Origin of the sequence: Streptomyces agglomeratus (assembly GCF_001746415.1) — a bacterium.
In the GTDB taxonomy this organism is placed as follows: Bacteria; Actinomycetota; Actinomycetes; order Streptomycetales; family Streptomycetaceae; genus Streptomyces; species Streptomyces agglomeratus.
Genome location: NZ_MEHJ01000001.1, coordinates 4,197,235 through 4,210,109, shown reverse-complemented (window position 1 = coordinate 4,210,109; position 12,875 = coordinate 4,197,235). Strand labels below are relative to the sequence as shown.

The following is a 12,875-nucleotide window of genomic DNA, read 5'->3' as shown; positions in this document are numbered from 1 at the left end:
TCGCGCCGGGGCTGCCCGTGGCGGTCCGGCCGCCGGGCGGGCGGTTCACGATGTGGGGTGGGTGTCGTACGGGCGCATGCCGAACCGGGCGTCGGCGCACCGCGCGAAGAGTGGAAGGGTCGTGGGGGTACGGGTCCGTCGCGGGAGCGGTACGGAGCCGTCGTACGGGTACGGCGGGTCGGTCGCGGCCCGCCGGCTCAGCTCACGCCGAGCGCGGCCAGCAGGGTCTTGAGTTCGGCCATGGCGGCCTGCGGACCGAAGAGGTTGGCGACTCCGGTCAGGTTGAGCACGACCTCGTCGACGCCCGCCCGTTCGTACCGCGCCAGCTTCTCCGTCAGCGCGTCGAGGTCGCCGCTGAGGAACGCGTCGCCGTCGACCAGCGCCTTGGCGCGGGCGAGCGGCTCCTCGTCACGCGCCTCGATGCCGGAGCGCCGCAGCATGTCCTGGTAGTGCGGGGCCTGGAGGTGTGCCGCGTTGCTCGCCAGCGCCAGCTCCGCGGGCTCGCGTTCGGGCCTGGTCAGCGCGAGCGGCACCATGGCGGCCACCCTGGGCACCGGGCGGCCGGCGGTGGCGGCGCCTTCGCGCAGGGCGGGCATGATCTGCTCGGCCAGGTAGTCGGCCGACGCCAGCCAGGTGATGGCGACGTCCGCGAGTTCCCCCGCGACCCTGGCCATTCCCGGCCGCAGTACGCCGAGTCCCAGTTCCACCTGGGGCGCCGGGTAGGGGGCGAGCCGGCCGTGGCAGGAGAAGTACTCTCCGCCGGCCGCCGCCACCTCCTCCTCGGAAGCTCCCGTCAGCAGCCCCCGTACGACACCCAGGTACTCCCGGGCCGCCGTCAGCGGACTGCGGTAGGGGGAGCCGAGCAGACTGCGCTGGAGCGACGTACCGCCCGGCCCGTACCCGGCCACCACCGGCTGCCCCGTCAGCATCGCCAGCGACCTGGCCTGGAGCGCCGCCTCGTACGGATGCCGCAGCGGCATCAGCGTCACCCCGAGCCCTACCGGTACCCGGAACCCGGCACCCGCCACGTGGGCGAAGGTCTGGTGCGGTTCCAGGATTAGGGACTGGCCCTGCCACAGCCGCCGCGCCCCGGTCCACTGGACGAGTGCCGCGTACGGGAGGACCTGCTCGGGCCTGCGGGGTACGAAGGGGATGAGGACCGAGTACGCGGTCATGGCTCGCTCCTGGTTCGGGTTGCCTGGTGGTCGGGCGGGTCGGTGGGCCGGGCGGGGTGGGGCGGTCAGGCCCAGTCGAACGTGTTCAGGCCGCCGGGGAAGCCGGTGCCGGGCTTGATGACGACATGGCCGCCGGGCTTGAAGATCCCCGCGCCCGGCCCGGTCGCCCGCACCTTGCAGGTGCCGCCGATGTAGAGGATGCAGCGGTCCTGCGCCGCTTCCCCGGCCGTGGAACCGGCCTCGTCCGCCGTGACGCTCCCGGAGCCCGCGCCGCCCGCCGTGGAACTCTCGGCGGCCGTCGTGATCTGCGGGCGCTCCACGGGCTGCGCGTCGGCCGCCGATGCCGCCGGCGCTCCGACGGTCAGGAGAGCGCCGAGTCCAAGTGCGGCGGCGAGAGCGGCGCGGGCGGTCAGCGTGCGGGTCTGCGTACGAAACTGGTTTCCGGTCATGGTGCGGTGTCCCCCTGGTGTGCGGTGCGTCGTTTCCGACAAGGAGAAGACTGCCAACCCGGCGGGCACTTCGGGGCGGTGGAAGCGTGCAGCTTGCTGCACCGCCGACCGCAGCTTGCTGCACGGGGACGGTGCAACCCACGGCCCGGAGCGCCGCGTTCCACGGAAGGCGCGAAACGGCCGTATCAAGACAACCGCTGTACGATCGGGGCGGACGGCCGCCGCTCGCCGGGGCGGTGGCGCCAGCACTGGGGGAGTCGTGCAGCGGGGAACTCTGGCGTATCTGGGCGTGAGCGACGAGGACGAGCGGTGCTACCGCGCGTTGCTGCGGCTGACCGAGGCGACGGCCGGTGAGCTGGCCGACGAACTGGGTACCGGCCCGCAGCAGACGGCCGCCGCCCTCGAACGTCTTCTGACCCGGGACCTGGCCGAGCCGTCCGTGGACGGCAGGAGCCGCCCCGCCCCGCCGGCCAAGGCCGTGCAGCGGCTCATCGAGCAGCAGGTGCACGAACTGCGCCAGGAGCTCGAACGGGTGGTGGTCGAGGAGGACGTGGTCGAATCGCTGCTGAACGAGCGCGCGACCGCTCGTCCCGCCCCGGGGCTGAGCGCCCCCGACCGTCCGGCGATCGAGCGCATCGAGGGCCTGGAGCAGATCCGGGCCCACATCGACGAACTCACCTTCTACACGCGCAGCGAGGGCCTGACCACCCAGCCGCACGGCACCCTGACCGCCGAGAGCATCGCCGCCTCGCGCCCGCTGGACACCCGCATCCTGCGCCGGGGCGTCCGGATGCGGACCATCATGGGCGCCGCCGCCGCCGGTGACCCGCCGACGCTGGCCTACCTCTCGGAACTCGTCGCGGCCGGCGCCGAGATACGGATCTCCGACCGCCCGCTGGAACGCCTGCTCGTCTTCGACCGCACCGCCGCCCTCACCCCGATCGACCCCACCGCCTCGGTGCAGGGCGCGCTGCTCGTCCGGGAGCCGGGGCTGGTGGCCAACCTCGTCTCCCTCTTCGAGCGCATGTGGAACGACGCCACCGACATCCGCGACCTGCTGGGGCACACCTCCGACCCCGGCGCGCAGCTCACCGACGTGGAGCGCAGGATCCTGTCCACCATGTACCAGGTGGACAAGGACGAGTCGGGGGCACGGGAGGTCGGCCTCTCCGTGCGCACGTACCGCAAGTACATCGCCGACCTCATGCACCGGCTCGGCGCCGCGAACCGCTTCCAGGCGGCGCTCCTGGCCCGCGACCGCGGCTGGATCTGAGGGCCGGGAGCCGGGTGGCCGGGGCCGGGTGGCCTGACGGCCGGTCTTCTACGTCGTGCGAGGCGTCGGGTCGAGGCGCTTGAAGTAGAAGCTGCAATCCTTCGGGGTGCCGGCCGGATCGCCCGCGTACCCGGGTACGACGCCGTAGCGGGTCCAGCCCGCCGCGCGGTAGAGGTACTCGGCGGGGCTGCCGGTCTCGGTGTCCAGCAGCAGGAGCGTGGCACCCGCGTCGGCGGCGGCCTCTTCGGCGGCGGCCAGCAGGGCGCGGCCCAGGCCCTGTCCGCGCGCGTCCCGGTGGACCATGAGCTTGACCAGTTCGGCGCGGTGCCGGCTGTTGGGCTTGGGCCCGCGGGCGAGTCCGAAGGTGCCGGTGATGCCGCCGCCCGGACCGCGGGCGGCCCACACGGCGAGGCTGCCGTCGTCCACCGCGGGCTGCTGCGCGGTCCACCACGCCGCGGCTTCCTCGTACGGGAAGGGGGCGAGGAAGCCGACGGACGCGTTGCCGTCGACCGCGTCCACGAGGACGCGGGCCAGGTCCGGCACACTGTCGCGGAACTCGCCGGCGGTCAGCCGGGTGATGACGGGCGTCCGGGTCGCGGCGGTCACGGCAGGACCACCACGACCGCGTAGCGGACCGGGTCCGGGCCCGGGCAGTGGAACCGGGAATCGCCCCAGAGGCGGAAGCGCAGGCAGTCCCCGGCGCGGATTTCGTGGACAGCGCCGCCCGCCGTGACCTCCAGTACGCCCTCCAGCACCCAGATGTGCTGTTCGATGCCCGGCACGGGTGGCCCGTCGTACGTGATGTCCGCGCCCGGCCGCAGCGCCCCCTCGACGATCTCGCCCCGCAGGCCGGGGTGCGGCGGGGACACCGACCGCCGGGTGAAGCCCGATTCCTCGTCGCGCCACACCAACTGGCGCTCGGCGCGCACCAGTTGTGGAGGCTCGGACTCGACCTCGGCCAGCAGTTGCGACATCGTCCGCCCGTACGCGGCGCACAGGCTCCCCAGCAGGGCCGCCGTCGGGCTGATCTCCGCACGTTCCAGCCGGGAAAGGGTCGACCGGCTGATGTCCGTACGCCGCGCCAGCTCGTCCAGCGACCAGCCGCGCTCGGTGCGCAGCTCCGCGAGCCGGTGGGCCAGACGATCGTCGACTGTTCTCATATCAGAGAAGTTATCTCAGATACGAAACGAGCGCGATCGCTACGGCCGGCTCCCCCGCCCAATCGCTACGGCCGGCTCCCCTGCCACGAGTCCCCCTCACGAGTCCCCATCACCAATCCCTCACGACGGTCTCTCGGCCGCCGGTATGCGGGCCGGGAAGAGGTCGAAGCGGCCGGTGCGCGCCGCGAGCGTCAGCTCGGCGGTCGCGGCGGCCAGGACCTCGGCGAGCAGCACCGGTTCGGGGCCGGGGCGGCTTCCCCCGGTCCGTTCGCAGGGGCCGCACAGCGTCATCGCCAGCACGGCCCGCCACCTGCCGCGCGGGACACCGCACGCGTCGCACACGTCGTTCTCGTCGTAAGAGACCATGACCCCCACCCGCGAACTGCCCTGTTTTACGGCCGACTTCGGCATCGTTCCACGGGGGTACGACAATCATGCCCGCCGACCGCCGCCTCCGGCCGCCACCTCCGACCGCCGCGTCAGAAGTCGTCGCACGTCGCGGTCGCGAACCTGCCGGTGGCCGTGGCGGTCCTGGGCGCGTTCTCGTCGACCGTCACGGAACAGGTGGCGGTGCCGCCGGAGGCGCCGGTGACGACGGTCAGCGAGCCGCCCTTCACCAGGCCGGTGGTCTCGACTTCCTCCCGCCAGGGGAGCCGGGCGTCGGTCACGGTGGTGGACGAGGCGTCACCCTCCCGCCAGGTCGTGTACCTGATGGTGACGTCCCTGGCGTCGCCCGTCACGGCGTACCTCACCGTCACGGTCCGGGTCGACTCCTCGTCCACCACCGTGGTGACCGTGGCGATGACGGCGATGCAGCCGCCGGCGAACAGGAGCACCAGGCCGAGCAGCACCCACGGCCAGATCCGGCGCTTTCGAGGAGGCATCGGGGGCGTCGGCGGGTAACCGGCCCAGGCGGGCGGCGGCGGGCCGCCGCCCGGTGGCCGGGGGCCCCACCGCGGGTCGCCGGGCGGTGGCGGGGGTGGTGCGTCGGACATGCGGCTCGTCCTTCCGGGTCGGTCACCCGAATCCGGCCGGTCGCGCGGATTCGCCTCGGTACCTTCATCGCCTTCGTCGCCCTTCGATCATTGGCCGGGTCCGCTCCGTCCGCCCACGGGCTTGAGCCGGCGGGATGGCGAGACGAAACGTCTTGCGGGGCGGCGGGCAGGCGTTTATCTTCTTAGCGAGACGAACCGTTCCGTCTCGCAACCCTGCTGAAGAAGAAAGGCTCCCTCTTGCTCCGATCCGGCACCCGGCTCGCCCTGTCCGACGTCACCCTGCGGTACGACGACCACGTCGTCCTCGACCGCGTCTCCCTCACCGTCCGGCCCGGCGAGAAAGCCGGCGTCGTCGGCGACAACGGGTCCGGCAAGTCCACACTGCTCCGCCTCCTCGCCGGCCTCCAGAAGCCCGACAACGGCACCGTCACCCTCACCGCCCACGGCGGCGTCGGTCACCTCGCCCAGACCCTCGACCTGCCGCCCACCGCGCCCGTCGGCGCCGCCGTCGATCTCGCCCTCGCCGAACTGCGGGCGCTGGAGCGGCGCATGAGGCAGGCCGAGGCGGGGCTCGGCGACGCCGGCCCGGCCGGGCTCTCGGCGTACGCCGCCCTCGTGGCGGAGTTCGAGGCGCGCGGCGGCCACGACGCCGACCGCCGCGTCGACATCACCCTGCGCAGGCTCGGCGAACGCACCCCGTTCGACCGCGCCCGTCCCCTCGGCACGCTCTCCGGCGGCCAGCGCTCACGGCTCGCGCTCGCCGCCACGCTGGCCGCCGCGCCGGAGGTGCTGCTGCTCGACGAACCGACCAACGACCTCGACGACGAGGCCGTCGGCTGGCTGGAGGAACACCTGCGCGCCCATCGCGGCACGGTGGTCGCGGTCACCCACGACCGGACGTTCCTCGACCGCGTCACCACGACCGTGCTGGAGGTGGACCAGGACCTGCGGACGGTACGCCGCTACGGCAACGGTTACGCCGGTTTCCTCACCGCCAAGGCCGCCGCCCGTGCCCGCTGGGCCAGGGAGTACGAGCAGTGGCGCGCCGAGGTGGCCCGGCGATCCGCCCTCGCCGAGACGAACACCGTTCTGCTCTCCGCCATCCCCCGCAAGGCACCGGCCTCCTTCAGCGGCGCCGGCGCCTTCCGGGCCAGGTCCCGCGCGCACGGCGCGATGAGCCGCATCCGCAGCGCCCGCGAGCACCTGAACCGGCTGACCGAGCGCCCGATGCCGCCGCCCCCCCGTCCGCTGCGCTTCTCGGCCCGCATCGACGGCGGGGCGGCGGACGGGACGACCGGGGCACGGCTCGACGGCGTACGCGTGCCGGGGCGCCTGCGCGTCGGCTCGCTGCGCTTCGAGCCGGGTGAGCGCGTGCTGGTCACCGGGCCCAACGGCGCCGGCAAGTCGACGCTGCTCCAGGTCCTCGCGGGCGAGCTGAAACCCGTCAGCGGCACGGCCACCCGGCCCCCGCGCACCGGCTTCCTGCGCCAGGACACCTTCCGTACGGCCCCCGGCGGCGACAGCCGTACGGTCCTGGAGGCGTTCGGACCGGCCGACCGCGCCCACGAGCTGCTCTCCCTGGGCCTGTTCCGCGAGGCCGACCTGGCGAAGCCCGTACGCGCCCTGTCCACCGGCGGCCGCCGCAAGCTCGAACTGGCCCGGCTCGTCACGAACCCCGTGGACCTGCTGCTCCTCGACGAACCGACGAACCACCTCGCTCCGGCCCTGGTCGAAGAGATCGAAGCGGCCCTGGCCGGCTACGCGGGCACGCTGGTGATCGTCACGCACGACCGGCGGATGCGGCGCTCGTTCACGGGCACCCGGCTGGACATGGCGGGCGGTGAGGTGTGCGAAGCCGGCCCGGGTGCGTGATCATCGGAGGATGAGCCCCGACATCCGTCTCGCCCAGCAACCGGAGGCCGACGAACTGCTCGGCCGCAGCCCGCTCGCCGACCTGATCGGCATGCTGCTCGACCAGCAGGTCCCGATGGAGTGGGCGTTCGCCGGCCCGTACACGATCGCCCAGCGGCTCGGCGCCGACGATCTCGACGCGCACGAGATCGCGGCGTACGACCCCGACGCCTTCGCGGAGCTCCTGTCGGCCAAGCCCGCCGTGCACCGCTACCCGGGGTCCATGGCCAAGCGCGTGCAGCAGCTCTGCCAGTACCTGGTCGACGAGTACGACGGCGACGCGACCGCGATCTGGCGCGACGTCGAAACCGGCAGGGAACTGCTGGCCCGGCTGAACGCGCTGCCCGGCTTCGGCAAGCAGAAGTCGCAGATCTTCCTGGCCCTGCTGGGCAAGCAGCTCGGCGTACGCCCGGAGGGCTGGCGGGAGGCGGCGGGGTCGTACGGCGACGAGGGCGCGTTCCGCTCGGCGGCGGACATCACGGGCCCGGAGTCCCTCGCGAAGGTCCGCGCGTTCAAGCAGCAGACGAAGGCGGCGGCGAAGAAGAAGGCTCCGGCGAAGTAGCCCGCAGGCGCGGCGCGCTGGGGGCGTACTCCGTACGGGGGAAGCCCGCCCGGCCCGCTTTTTCCGTCATCAGGACCGCTCCACATCACCGGAGGGGTTAGTTCCGCTCATGATTTGGTCCCGTTCTGGCGACGAATACGCCCTTTGCACCCCGTCCTCATGGCTGCGCCCGGAGCCGCTTGCCCGGTAGGCTTTCCGTGTGATCTTCAAGCGCATCGGAAACGGCCGGCCGTATCCCGACCACGGCCGGGAAAGCACCCGGCAGTGGGCGGATGTCGCGCCGCGCCCGGTCCGCCTCGATCAGCTCGTGACCACCAAGGGTCAGCTGGATCTCGAGACACTGCTGGCCGAGGACTCGACGTTCTACGGCGACCTCTTCGCCCACGTCGTGAAGTGGCAGGGCGACCTGTACCTGGAGGACGGACTGCACCGCGCGGTCCGCGCCGCGCTCCAGCAGCGCCAAGTGCTGCACGCGCGTGTCCTCGAACTCGACCGCACCTGAGACACGCCGGCCCGGCCGCACCACCGCCCGAACGGACGTCGCATTGGGCCTTATGGGTTGGCCTGACCCGGTGTCATTGATCATTTAGTAGGCATCGTCACCGAGGCGCACTACGCTGCGCCCATGAGCATGCTGACACCCCCCGGCATGGGCGGAAAGTACCGCATTACGGGCGACAAGTACCCCCGCATGCGACGCCCCCGGAACCGGCGCAGGACCAGCGTCGCGATGGTGGCCTCCCTCGTGGCCCTCGGTCTGGCCGGCTGGGGGACGCTGGAGCTCATCGACGTCTTCACCGGTGGCACGAAGAAGACCTCGGCCGCGGAACGCGGCAAGGACTGCACGAAGGCCGCCGCGCCTTCCGCTCCCGCGCGCAGCGCCACCCTGCTGAAGCCCGCCAAGATCAAGGTCAACGTCTACAACGCGACCAAGCGCGGCGGTCTGGCCAAGGAGACCGCCGACGAGCTGAAGAAGCGCGGCTTCACCGTCGGGAAGGTCGGCAACGCGCCGCCGGAGTACGACAAGAAGGTCAAGGGCCCCGGCATGGTGCTGGGCGCGCCCAAGTCGGTCTCCGAGGTGCTTCCCGTACTGGGTACGCAGCTCAGGGGCGCCGTGCAGAAGGCCGACACCCGCAAGGGCAAGGACGTGGACCTGATCCTGGGCACGGCGTTCAAGTCGCTGACGACGAAGAAGGACGCGGACAAGGCCCTGGCCGCTCTGGCCAGGCCCGCGCCCGCGCCCTCCAAGAAGTGCTGAGTACGCCCGACTGCTAGCCGGCGGTCCCGTACATCCGGTCGCCCGCGTCGCCGAGCCCCGGCACGATGTAGCCGTGCTCGTTGAGCCGCTCGTCGACCGAGGCGGTGACCACGGTGACCGGTGTGCCGGCGAGCTCGCGCTCCATGACCTCGACGCCCTCGGGCGCCGCGAGCAGCACGACCGCCGTGACATCGTCCGCGCCGCGCTTGATCAGCTCACGGATCGCCGCGACCAGGGTGCCACCGGTGGCGAGCATCGGGTCGAGGACGTACACCTGACGGCCGGAGAGGTCCTCCGGCATCCGCGTGGCGTACGTCTCCGCCTGGAGCGTCTCCTCGTTGCGGATCATTCCGAGGAAGCCGACCTCGGCGGTCGGCAGCAGCCGCACCATGCCGTCCAGCATGCCCAGACCGGCCCGCAGGATCGGTACGACCAGGGGGCGGGGGTGGGACAGCTTCACGCCCGTCGTCGCCGTCACCGGGGTCTGGATGTCGACCTGTTCGGTGCGCACGTCCCGGGTGGCCTCGTACGCGAGCAGGGTGACCAGCTCGTCGGCGAGGCGCCGGAAGGTCGCAGAGTCGGTGCGCTTGTCGCGCAGCGTGGTGAGTTTGTGCGCCACCAGCGGGTGGTCGACGACGTGGATCCGCATGACGTCAACAGTAACCGGGCATACGGGCCCGCTCGCGCTGGCATCAACACGCCGGCCGGGGGAAGGTGGGGTGGGGGGGGCAGACTCGGGCTTGGGGTGGTGTGGCCGATGCCGGACGAGGACCAGGAGCGGGAACAGGACCAGGAACGGCGGGAAGGCACCGGGGAGGCCGACCGCAGGCGGCGGCGCGCCCAGTTCCTGCGCGAACTCAACGAGGCGAAGGCACTGCGCGAGCGGGTACAGCCGCGCCGGGCCCGGGCGGCGCGGATGCGGCAGCAGATGCGGATGCGTACCTTCCGCTGGTAGGGGCGTTCTCGCAGGACTGGTACACGACGCAAGAGCGGAAGACCTCTCGCGGAACGCTTTCTTCTGCCACGATTCCGAGTGGGCGGGGCTCGGAGCTGCGAAACGGTTTCTCCCCACCTCAGGCACACCCTCCGGCCGGGAGGAACTCCAACCGGCACTTCTCAAGACCAGTGGGAGAGTCACGGTGTACTTCGCCGCACTGCTCGCGCGCACCGAAGACGGGTGGAAAGCGAGCGACACGGAGCTCGACGACGTGGAAACCCTGTCCGACCTGACCGATCTGGCCCGCGAGGCCACGGTCGACGACGACACGGTGATCGTCTTCATCGAGCAGGAAGACGCATGGTTCGGCCTCGTCCGGGTGGACGGCGAGGAGGACCCGCGCATCTATGTCTCCGACGCGGCCGCGGCCGCCCGTTCCTCGTACGGGGAGATCCTGCTCACCGACGAACTGCTCGGCCGGGACCCCGAGGACCTGGACGCCCTGGAGGAGCTCGTCGACCTCGACGGCACCGAGGACGGTGAACCGGACGCGGAAACCATCAACGGGAACGACGAAAACGACGAGGAGGAGATCACGGCGGACGACGGCGGCGTCGTACCGGCGGGTCCGGTCGGGGAAACGGGGATCCTCGCGGACCTCGGCCTCTCCGACAAGGACCTGCTGGCGCTCGGCACGGACGCCCTTGTGGAGATCGCCGACGCGCTGGGGGCCGCCGACGTACTGGAGACCGTCCAGTAGTGAACCCCGCGGTGACAGAGGAACAGCAACCGGACCCCGGACCGGACCCGGTCCGGGACCGGTGGCGGGCGCCCATGCGCCTTGCCCTGGACGAGGCGGCGCGGGCGGCGGAGGCCGGCGATGTGCCGGTCGGCGCCGTCCTGCTGGCTCCCGACGGCTCGCTGCTCGCGGCGGGACACAACGAGCGCGAGGCCACGGGTGATCCGACGGCGCACGCCGAGGTGCTGGCCATCCGCAGGGCGGCGCGCGAGCTCGGCGAGTGGCGGCTGACGGGCTGCACGCTCGTCGTCACCCTGGAACCCTGCACGATGTGCGCGGGAGCACTCGTGCAGTCCCGGGTGGAGCGGGTGGTCTACGGAGCGCTCGACGAGAAGGCGGGCGCCGCCGGCTCGCTCTGGGACGTCGTACGGGACCGGAGGCTGAACCACCGGCCCGAAGTGATCCACGGTGTCCTCGAAAGGGAGTGTTCGGCGCAGCTGACGGCCTTCTTCAGGGACCGCTGACGGTCTCCTTCTCCGCAGGACCGCCGAGGGACCTCTGAGGGACCTCTGAGGGACTGCTGACGGCTCTCCGGAGGGAACGCCGGGGAACCGATTTCGGAGCACGGCCCGGTGTGGGCTAAGCTCTCTCTCGGTAGCGTGTCCGAGTGGCCTAAGGAGCACGCCTCGAAAGCGTGTGATGGTGCAAGCTATCCGTGGGTTCAAATCCCACCGCTACCGCTCAGAACGAGAGCCCCGACTCCCCGAGTCGGGGCTCTCGTGTTGTGCGGTTAGACTCACGCGACTCACGGGACCGGCAGGGGAGGCCGCACAGATGGTGCAAACGAAGAAGATAGCGCTGTACATGCTCGTCGTCTTCGTGCTGTACACGATCATCACGTCCCCCGAGCGGGCGGCCGATCTGGTCCAGATAGGCTTCGAGGGCGTGTCCAGTGCCGCCCAGGGCGTCGGCGAGTTCATGTCCCAGCTGATCCAGTAGGAGTACCCCTTGATCCGCCATCTGGTCCTCTTCAAGCTCAACGAGGGTGTCGAGCGGGACGAGCCCTGCGTCCTCGCCGGCGTGAAGGCGTTCGAGGAGCTCGACGGTGTCGTCCCCGAACTGGAGTTCTGGGAGTGCGCCTGGAACATCACCGACCGGCCCATCGCGTACGACTTCGCCATCAACTCGGCGGTCGCGGACCGCGAGGCACTGAAGCGGTACATCGAGCACCCGGCCCACCAGGCGGCCGCCGGTCAGTGGCGTGAATTCGCCACGTGGGTGATCGCCGACTACGAGTTCTGAGACCCCGCGCCAGCAGGCCCCGCACCGTTCAGGTGTGGGGTTTTTGCATGTTTACATCCCCACTTGGTGTCAACACGGAGTTATGCGGTGCTTGCACACAGTGCACATGTCTTGTGATGCTATGACCGCTTTTGACGGATGAGTTGACCGTGGTTGACCGAGAGAAGGGGTGGCGTGACCGTGCCGGCCAGTACAGCGCCTCAAGCACCACCCCAGCAGCTCCAACCACTCCCTCCCGAGACCGCCCCGACCCCCGGCGGGAAGCACCCCCAAAAGCCGCGGCGCGGACACCAGGGCCCTCACGCAGGTGCTGTTCGCCGAGCTGAAGGAGCTGGCCCCGGGTACGCCCGAGCACAACCGCGTGCGCGGGGTGCTCATCGAGGCGAACCTGCCCCTGGTCCGGTACGCCGCCGCCCGGTTCCGCAGCCGCAACGAGCCCATGGAGGACGTCGTACAGGTCGGAACGATCGGGCTGATCAACGCGATCGACCGGTTCGACCCCGACCGCGGCGTGCAGTTCCCCACCTTCGCGATGCCGACCGTCGTGGGCGAGATCAAGCGGTACTTCCGCGACAACGTCAGAACCGTCCACGTGCCCCGGCGGCTGCACGAACTGTGGGTGCAGGTCAGCGGGGCCACCGAGGACCTCACGACGGCCCACGGACGCTCTCCCACGACCGCCGAGATTGCCGAGCGCCTGCGCATCCCCGAGGACGAGGTACTGGCGTGCATCGAGGCGGGGCGCTCGTACCACGCGACCTCGCTGGAGGCCGCCCAGGAGGGTGACGGGCTGCCGGGGCTGCTCGACCGGCTCGGTTACGAGGACCCGGCACTGGCCGGCGTCGAACACCGCGACCTCGTGCGGCACCTGCTCGTACAGCTGCCCGAGCGCGAGCAGCGGATTTTGCTGCTCCGGTACTACAACAATCTGACGCAGTCCCAGATCAGTGCCGAACTGGGCGTCTCGCAGATGCATGTGTCAAGACTTCTGGCGAGGAGCTTCGCCCGCCTCAGATCCGCAAATCGAATCGAGGCGTAACCGGATCGGGTAGTACCCGTCGAATGGCCGAAAAGCCGCACACCCCCCTTTTCCTGCGCAGATTTGTCGACTTGG

17 protein-coding genes, 1 tRNA gene and 1 pseudogene are annotated in these 12,875 nt (G+C 71.3%); 12 read left to right on the top strand and 7 right to left on the bottom strand.

All coding sequences use genetic code 11. The annotated features are described in order from the left end of the window. Positions 1-197: 197 nt before the first annotated feature. Both AS594_RS18280 and AS594_RS18275 read right to left on the bottom strand, forming a co-directional pair. Positions 198-1,175, bottom strand: a complete 978-nt coding sequence (locus tag AS594_RS18280; RefSeq protein WP_069932599.1) for an LLM class flavin-dependent oxidoreductase — start codon at positions 1,173-1,175, stop codon at positions 198-200. A 65-nt stretch (positions 1,176-1,240) separates the two neighbouring features. Beyond that, positions 1,241-1,624 carry a hypothetical protein gene (locus AS594_RS18275; protein ID WP_069932600.1) on the bottom strand — a complete coding sequence of 128 codons (384 nt, stop codon included), beginning with the start codon at positions 1,622-1,624 and terminating at the stop codon, positions 1,241-1,243. Between the two features lie 259 nt (positions 1,625-1,883). Between AS594_RS18275 and AS594_RS18270 the strand changes: the two genes are divergently transcribed. Next, a complete protein-coding gene (locus AS594_RS18270) occupies positions 1,884-2,897 on the top strand; it encodes a helix-turn-helix transcriptional regulator (RefSeq protein WP_141743756.1) in 1,014 nt (337 codons plus the stop codon). 48 nt (positions 2,898-2,945) lie between these two features. Here the strand turns inward: AS594_RS18270 and AS594_RS18265 are convergent, their stop codons facing one another. The 4 genes from AS594_RS18265 to AS594_RS18250 form a co-directional block, all read right to left on the bottom strand. Continuing rightward, the gene (locus AS594_RS18265; protein ID WP_079144530.1) at positions 2,946-3,503 is read right to left on the bottom strand and encodes a GNAT family N-acetyltransferase; all 558 of its coding nucleotides are present in this window, start codon (positions 3,501-3,503) and stop codon (positions 2,946-2,948) included. Next, the gene (locus tag AS594_RS18260; protein ID WP_069928050.1) at positions 3,500-4,057 is read right to left on the bottom strand and encodes a helix-turn-helix domain-containing protein; all 558 of its coding nucleotides are present in this window, start codon (positions 4,055-4,057) and stop codon (positions 3,500-3,502) included. The genes AS594_RS18265 and AS594_RS18260 overlap by 4 nt, the downstream gene beginning before the upstream one ends. A 120-nt stretch (positions 4,058-4,177) precedes the next feature. Then, positions 4,178-4,423, bottom strand: coding sequence for a hypothetical protein (locus AS594_RS18255; protein WP_069928049.1), 246 nt, complete (start codon positions 4,421-4,423; stop codon positions 4,178-4,180). Between the two features lie 113 nt (positions 4,424-4,536). Then, positions 4,537-5,052, bottom strand: a complete 516-nt coding sequence (locus AS594_RS18250) for a hypothetical protein (protein ID WP_079144531.1) — start codon at positions 5,050-5,052, stop codon at positions 4,537-4,539. A 237-nt stretch (positions 5,053-5,289) separates the two neighbouring features. On the opposite strand from AS594_RS18250, the gene abc-f reads away from it, so the two are divergent. From abc-f to AS594_RS18230, 4 genes are all read left to right on the top strand, one after another. Beyond that, positions 5,290-6,924 carry a ribosomal protection-like ABC-F family protein gene (abc-f, locus tag AS594_RS18245; RefSeq protein WP_069932601.1) on the top strand — a complete coding sequence of 545 codons (1,635 nt, stop codon included), beginning with the start codon at positions 5,290-5,292 and terminating at the stop codon, positions 6,922-6,924. A gap of 10 nt (positions 6,925-6,934) precedes the next feature. Further along, positions 6,935-7,525: an HhH-GPD-type base excision DNA repair protein gene (locus AS594_RS18240; RefSeq protein WP_069928047.1), complete on the top strand. Its 591-nt coding sequence runs from the start codon at positions 6,935-6,937 to the stop codon at positions 7,523-7,525. A 199-nt stretch (positions 7,526-7,724) separates the two neighbouring features. Further along, positions 7,725-8,027: a type II toxin-antitoxin system VapB family antitoxin gene (locus AS594_RS18235; RefSeq protein WP_069928046.1), complete on the top strand. Its 303-nt coding sequence runs from the start codon at positions 7,725-7,727 to the stop codon at positions 8,025-8,027. Positions 8,028-8,150: 123 nt separating this feature from the next. After that, positions 8,151-8,783, top strand: coding sequence for a LytR C-terminal domain-containing protein (locus tag AS594_RS18230; protein ID WP_069932602.1), 633 nt, complete (start codon positions 8,151-8,153; stop codon positions 8,781-8,783). Between the two features lie 13 nt (positions 8,784-8,796). Here the strand turns inward: AS594_RS18230 and upp are convergent, their stop codons facing one another. Next, the gene (upp, locus tag AS594_RS18225; protein ID WP_069928044.1) at positions 8,797-9,432 is read right to left on the bottom strand and encodes a uracil phosphoribosyltransferase; all 636 of its coding nucleotides are present in this window, start codon (positions 9,430-9,432) and stop codon (positions 8,797-8,799) included. 108 nt (positions 9,433-9,540) lie between these two features. On the opposite strand from upp, the gene AS594_RS18220 reads away from it, so the two are divergent. From AS594_RS18220 to AS594_RS18195, 7 genes and pseudogenes are all read left to right on the top strand, one after another. Continuing rightward, the gene (locus AS594_RS18220; RefSeq protein ID WP_176733114.1) at positions 9,541-9,738 is read left to right on the top strand and encodes a hypothetical protein; all 198 of its coding nucleotides are present in this window, start codon (positions 9,541-9,543) and stop codon (positions 9,736-9,738) included. Positions 9,739-9,922: 184 nt separating this feature from the next. Continuing rightward, positions 9,923-10,480 (top strand): tRNA adenosine deaminase-associated protein, encoded by a 558-nt coding sequence (locus AS594_RS18215; protein ID WP_069928042.1) that lies wholly within the window; start codon positions 9,923-9,925, stop codon positions 10,478-10,480. A gap of 74 nt (positions 10,481-10,554) precedes the next feature. Continuing rightward, the gene (gene tadA / locus AS594_RS18210; protein ID WP_079148456.1) at positions 10,555-10,983 is read left to right on the top strand and encodes a tRNA adenosine(34) deaminase TadA; all 429 of its coding nucleotides are present in this window, start codon (positions 10,555-10,557) and stop codon (positions 10,981-10,983) included. A 129-nt stretch (positions 10,984-11,112) separates the two neighbouring features. After that, a tRNA-Ser gene (locus AS594_RS18205) sits at positions 11,113-11,199 on the top strand. A gap of 94 nt (positions 11,200-11,293) precedes the next feature. Continuing rightward, entirely contained in the window at positions 11,294-11,458 is a 165-nt protein-coding gene (locus tag AS594_RS44705) for a hypothetical protein (protein WP_167368029.1), read from the top strand. A gap of 9 nt (positions 11,459-11,467) precedes the next feature. Next, positions 11,468-11,761 (top strand): Dabb family protein, encoded by a 294-nt coding sequence (locus AS594_RS18200; RefSeq protein WP_069932603.1) that lies wholly within the window; start codon positions 11,468-11,470, stop codon positions 11,759-11,761. Between the two features lie 180 nt (positions 11,762-11,941). Further along, positions 11,942-12,800 (top strand): annotated as a pseudogene (locus AS594_RS18195) (RNA polymerase sigma factor SigF). The last annotated feature ends 75 nt before the right edge of the window (positions 12,801-12,875 follow it).

Bases quoted from the DNA above. Each gene is read 5' to 3' on its own strand.
- AS594_RS18255 (WP_069928049.1), bottom strand. From the start codon at position 4,423: ATGGTCTCTTACGACGAGAACGACGTGTGCGACGCGTGCGGTGTCCCG.
- AS594_RS18230 (WP_069932602.1), top strand. From the start codon at position 8,151: ATGAGCATGCTGACACCCCCCGGCATGGGCGGAAAGTACCGCATTACG.
- AS594_RS18220 (WP_176733114.1), top strand. From the start codon at position 9,541: ATGCCGGACGAGGACCAGGAGCGGGAACAGGACCAGGAACGGCGGGAA.
- AS594_RS18280 (WP_069932599.1), bottom strand. From the start codon at position 1,175: ATGACCGCGTACTCGGTCCTCATCCCCTTCGTACCCCGCAGGCCCGAG.
- upp (WP_069928044.1), bottom strand. From the start codon at position 9,432: ATGCGGATCCACGTCGTCGACCACCCGCTGGTGGCGCACAAACTCACC.
- tadA (WP_079148456.1), top strand. From the start codon at position 10,555: ATGCGCCTTGCCCTGGACGAGGCGGCGCGGGCGGCGGAGGCCGGCGAT.
- AS594_RS44705 (WP_167368029.1), top strand. From the start codon at position 11,294: ATGGTGCAAACGAAGAAGATAGCGCTGTACATGCTCGTCGTCTTCGTG.
- AS594_RS18275 (WP_069932600.1), bottom strand. From the start codon at position 1,624: ATGACCGGAAACCAGTTTCGTACGCAGACCCGCACGCTGACCGCCCGC.
- AS594_RS18250 (WP_079144531.1), bottom strand. From the start codon at position 5,052: ATGTCCGACGCACCACCCCCGCCACCGCCCGGCGACCCGCGGTGGGGC.
- AS594_RS18260 (WP_069928050.1), bottom strand. From the start codon at position 4,057: ATGAGAACAGTCGACGATCGTCTGGCCCACCGGCTCGCGGAGCTGCGC.
- AS594_RS18240 (WP_069928047.1), top strand. From the start codon at position 6,935: ATGAGCCCCGACATCCGTCTCGCCCAGCAACCGGAGGCCGACGAACTG.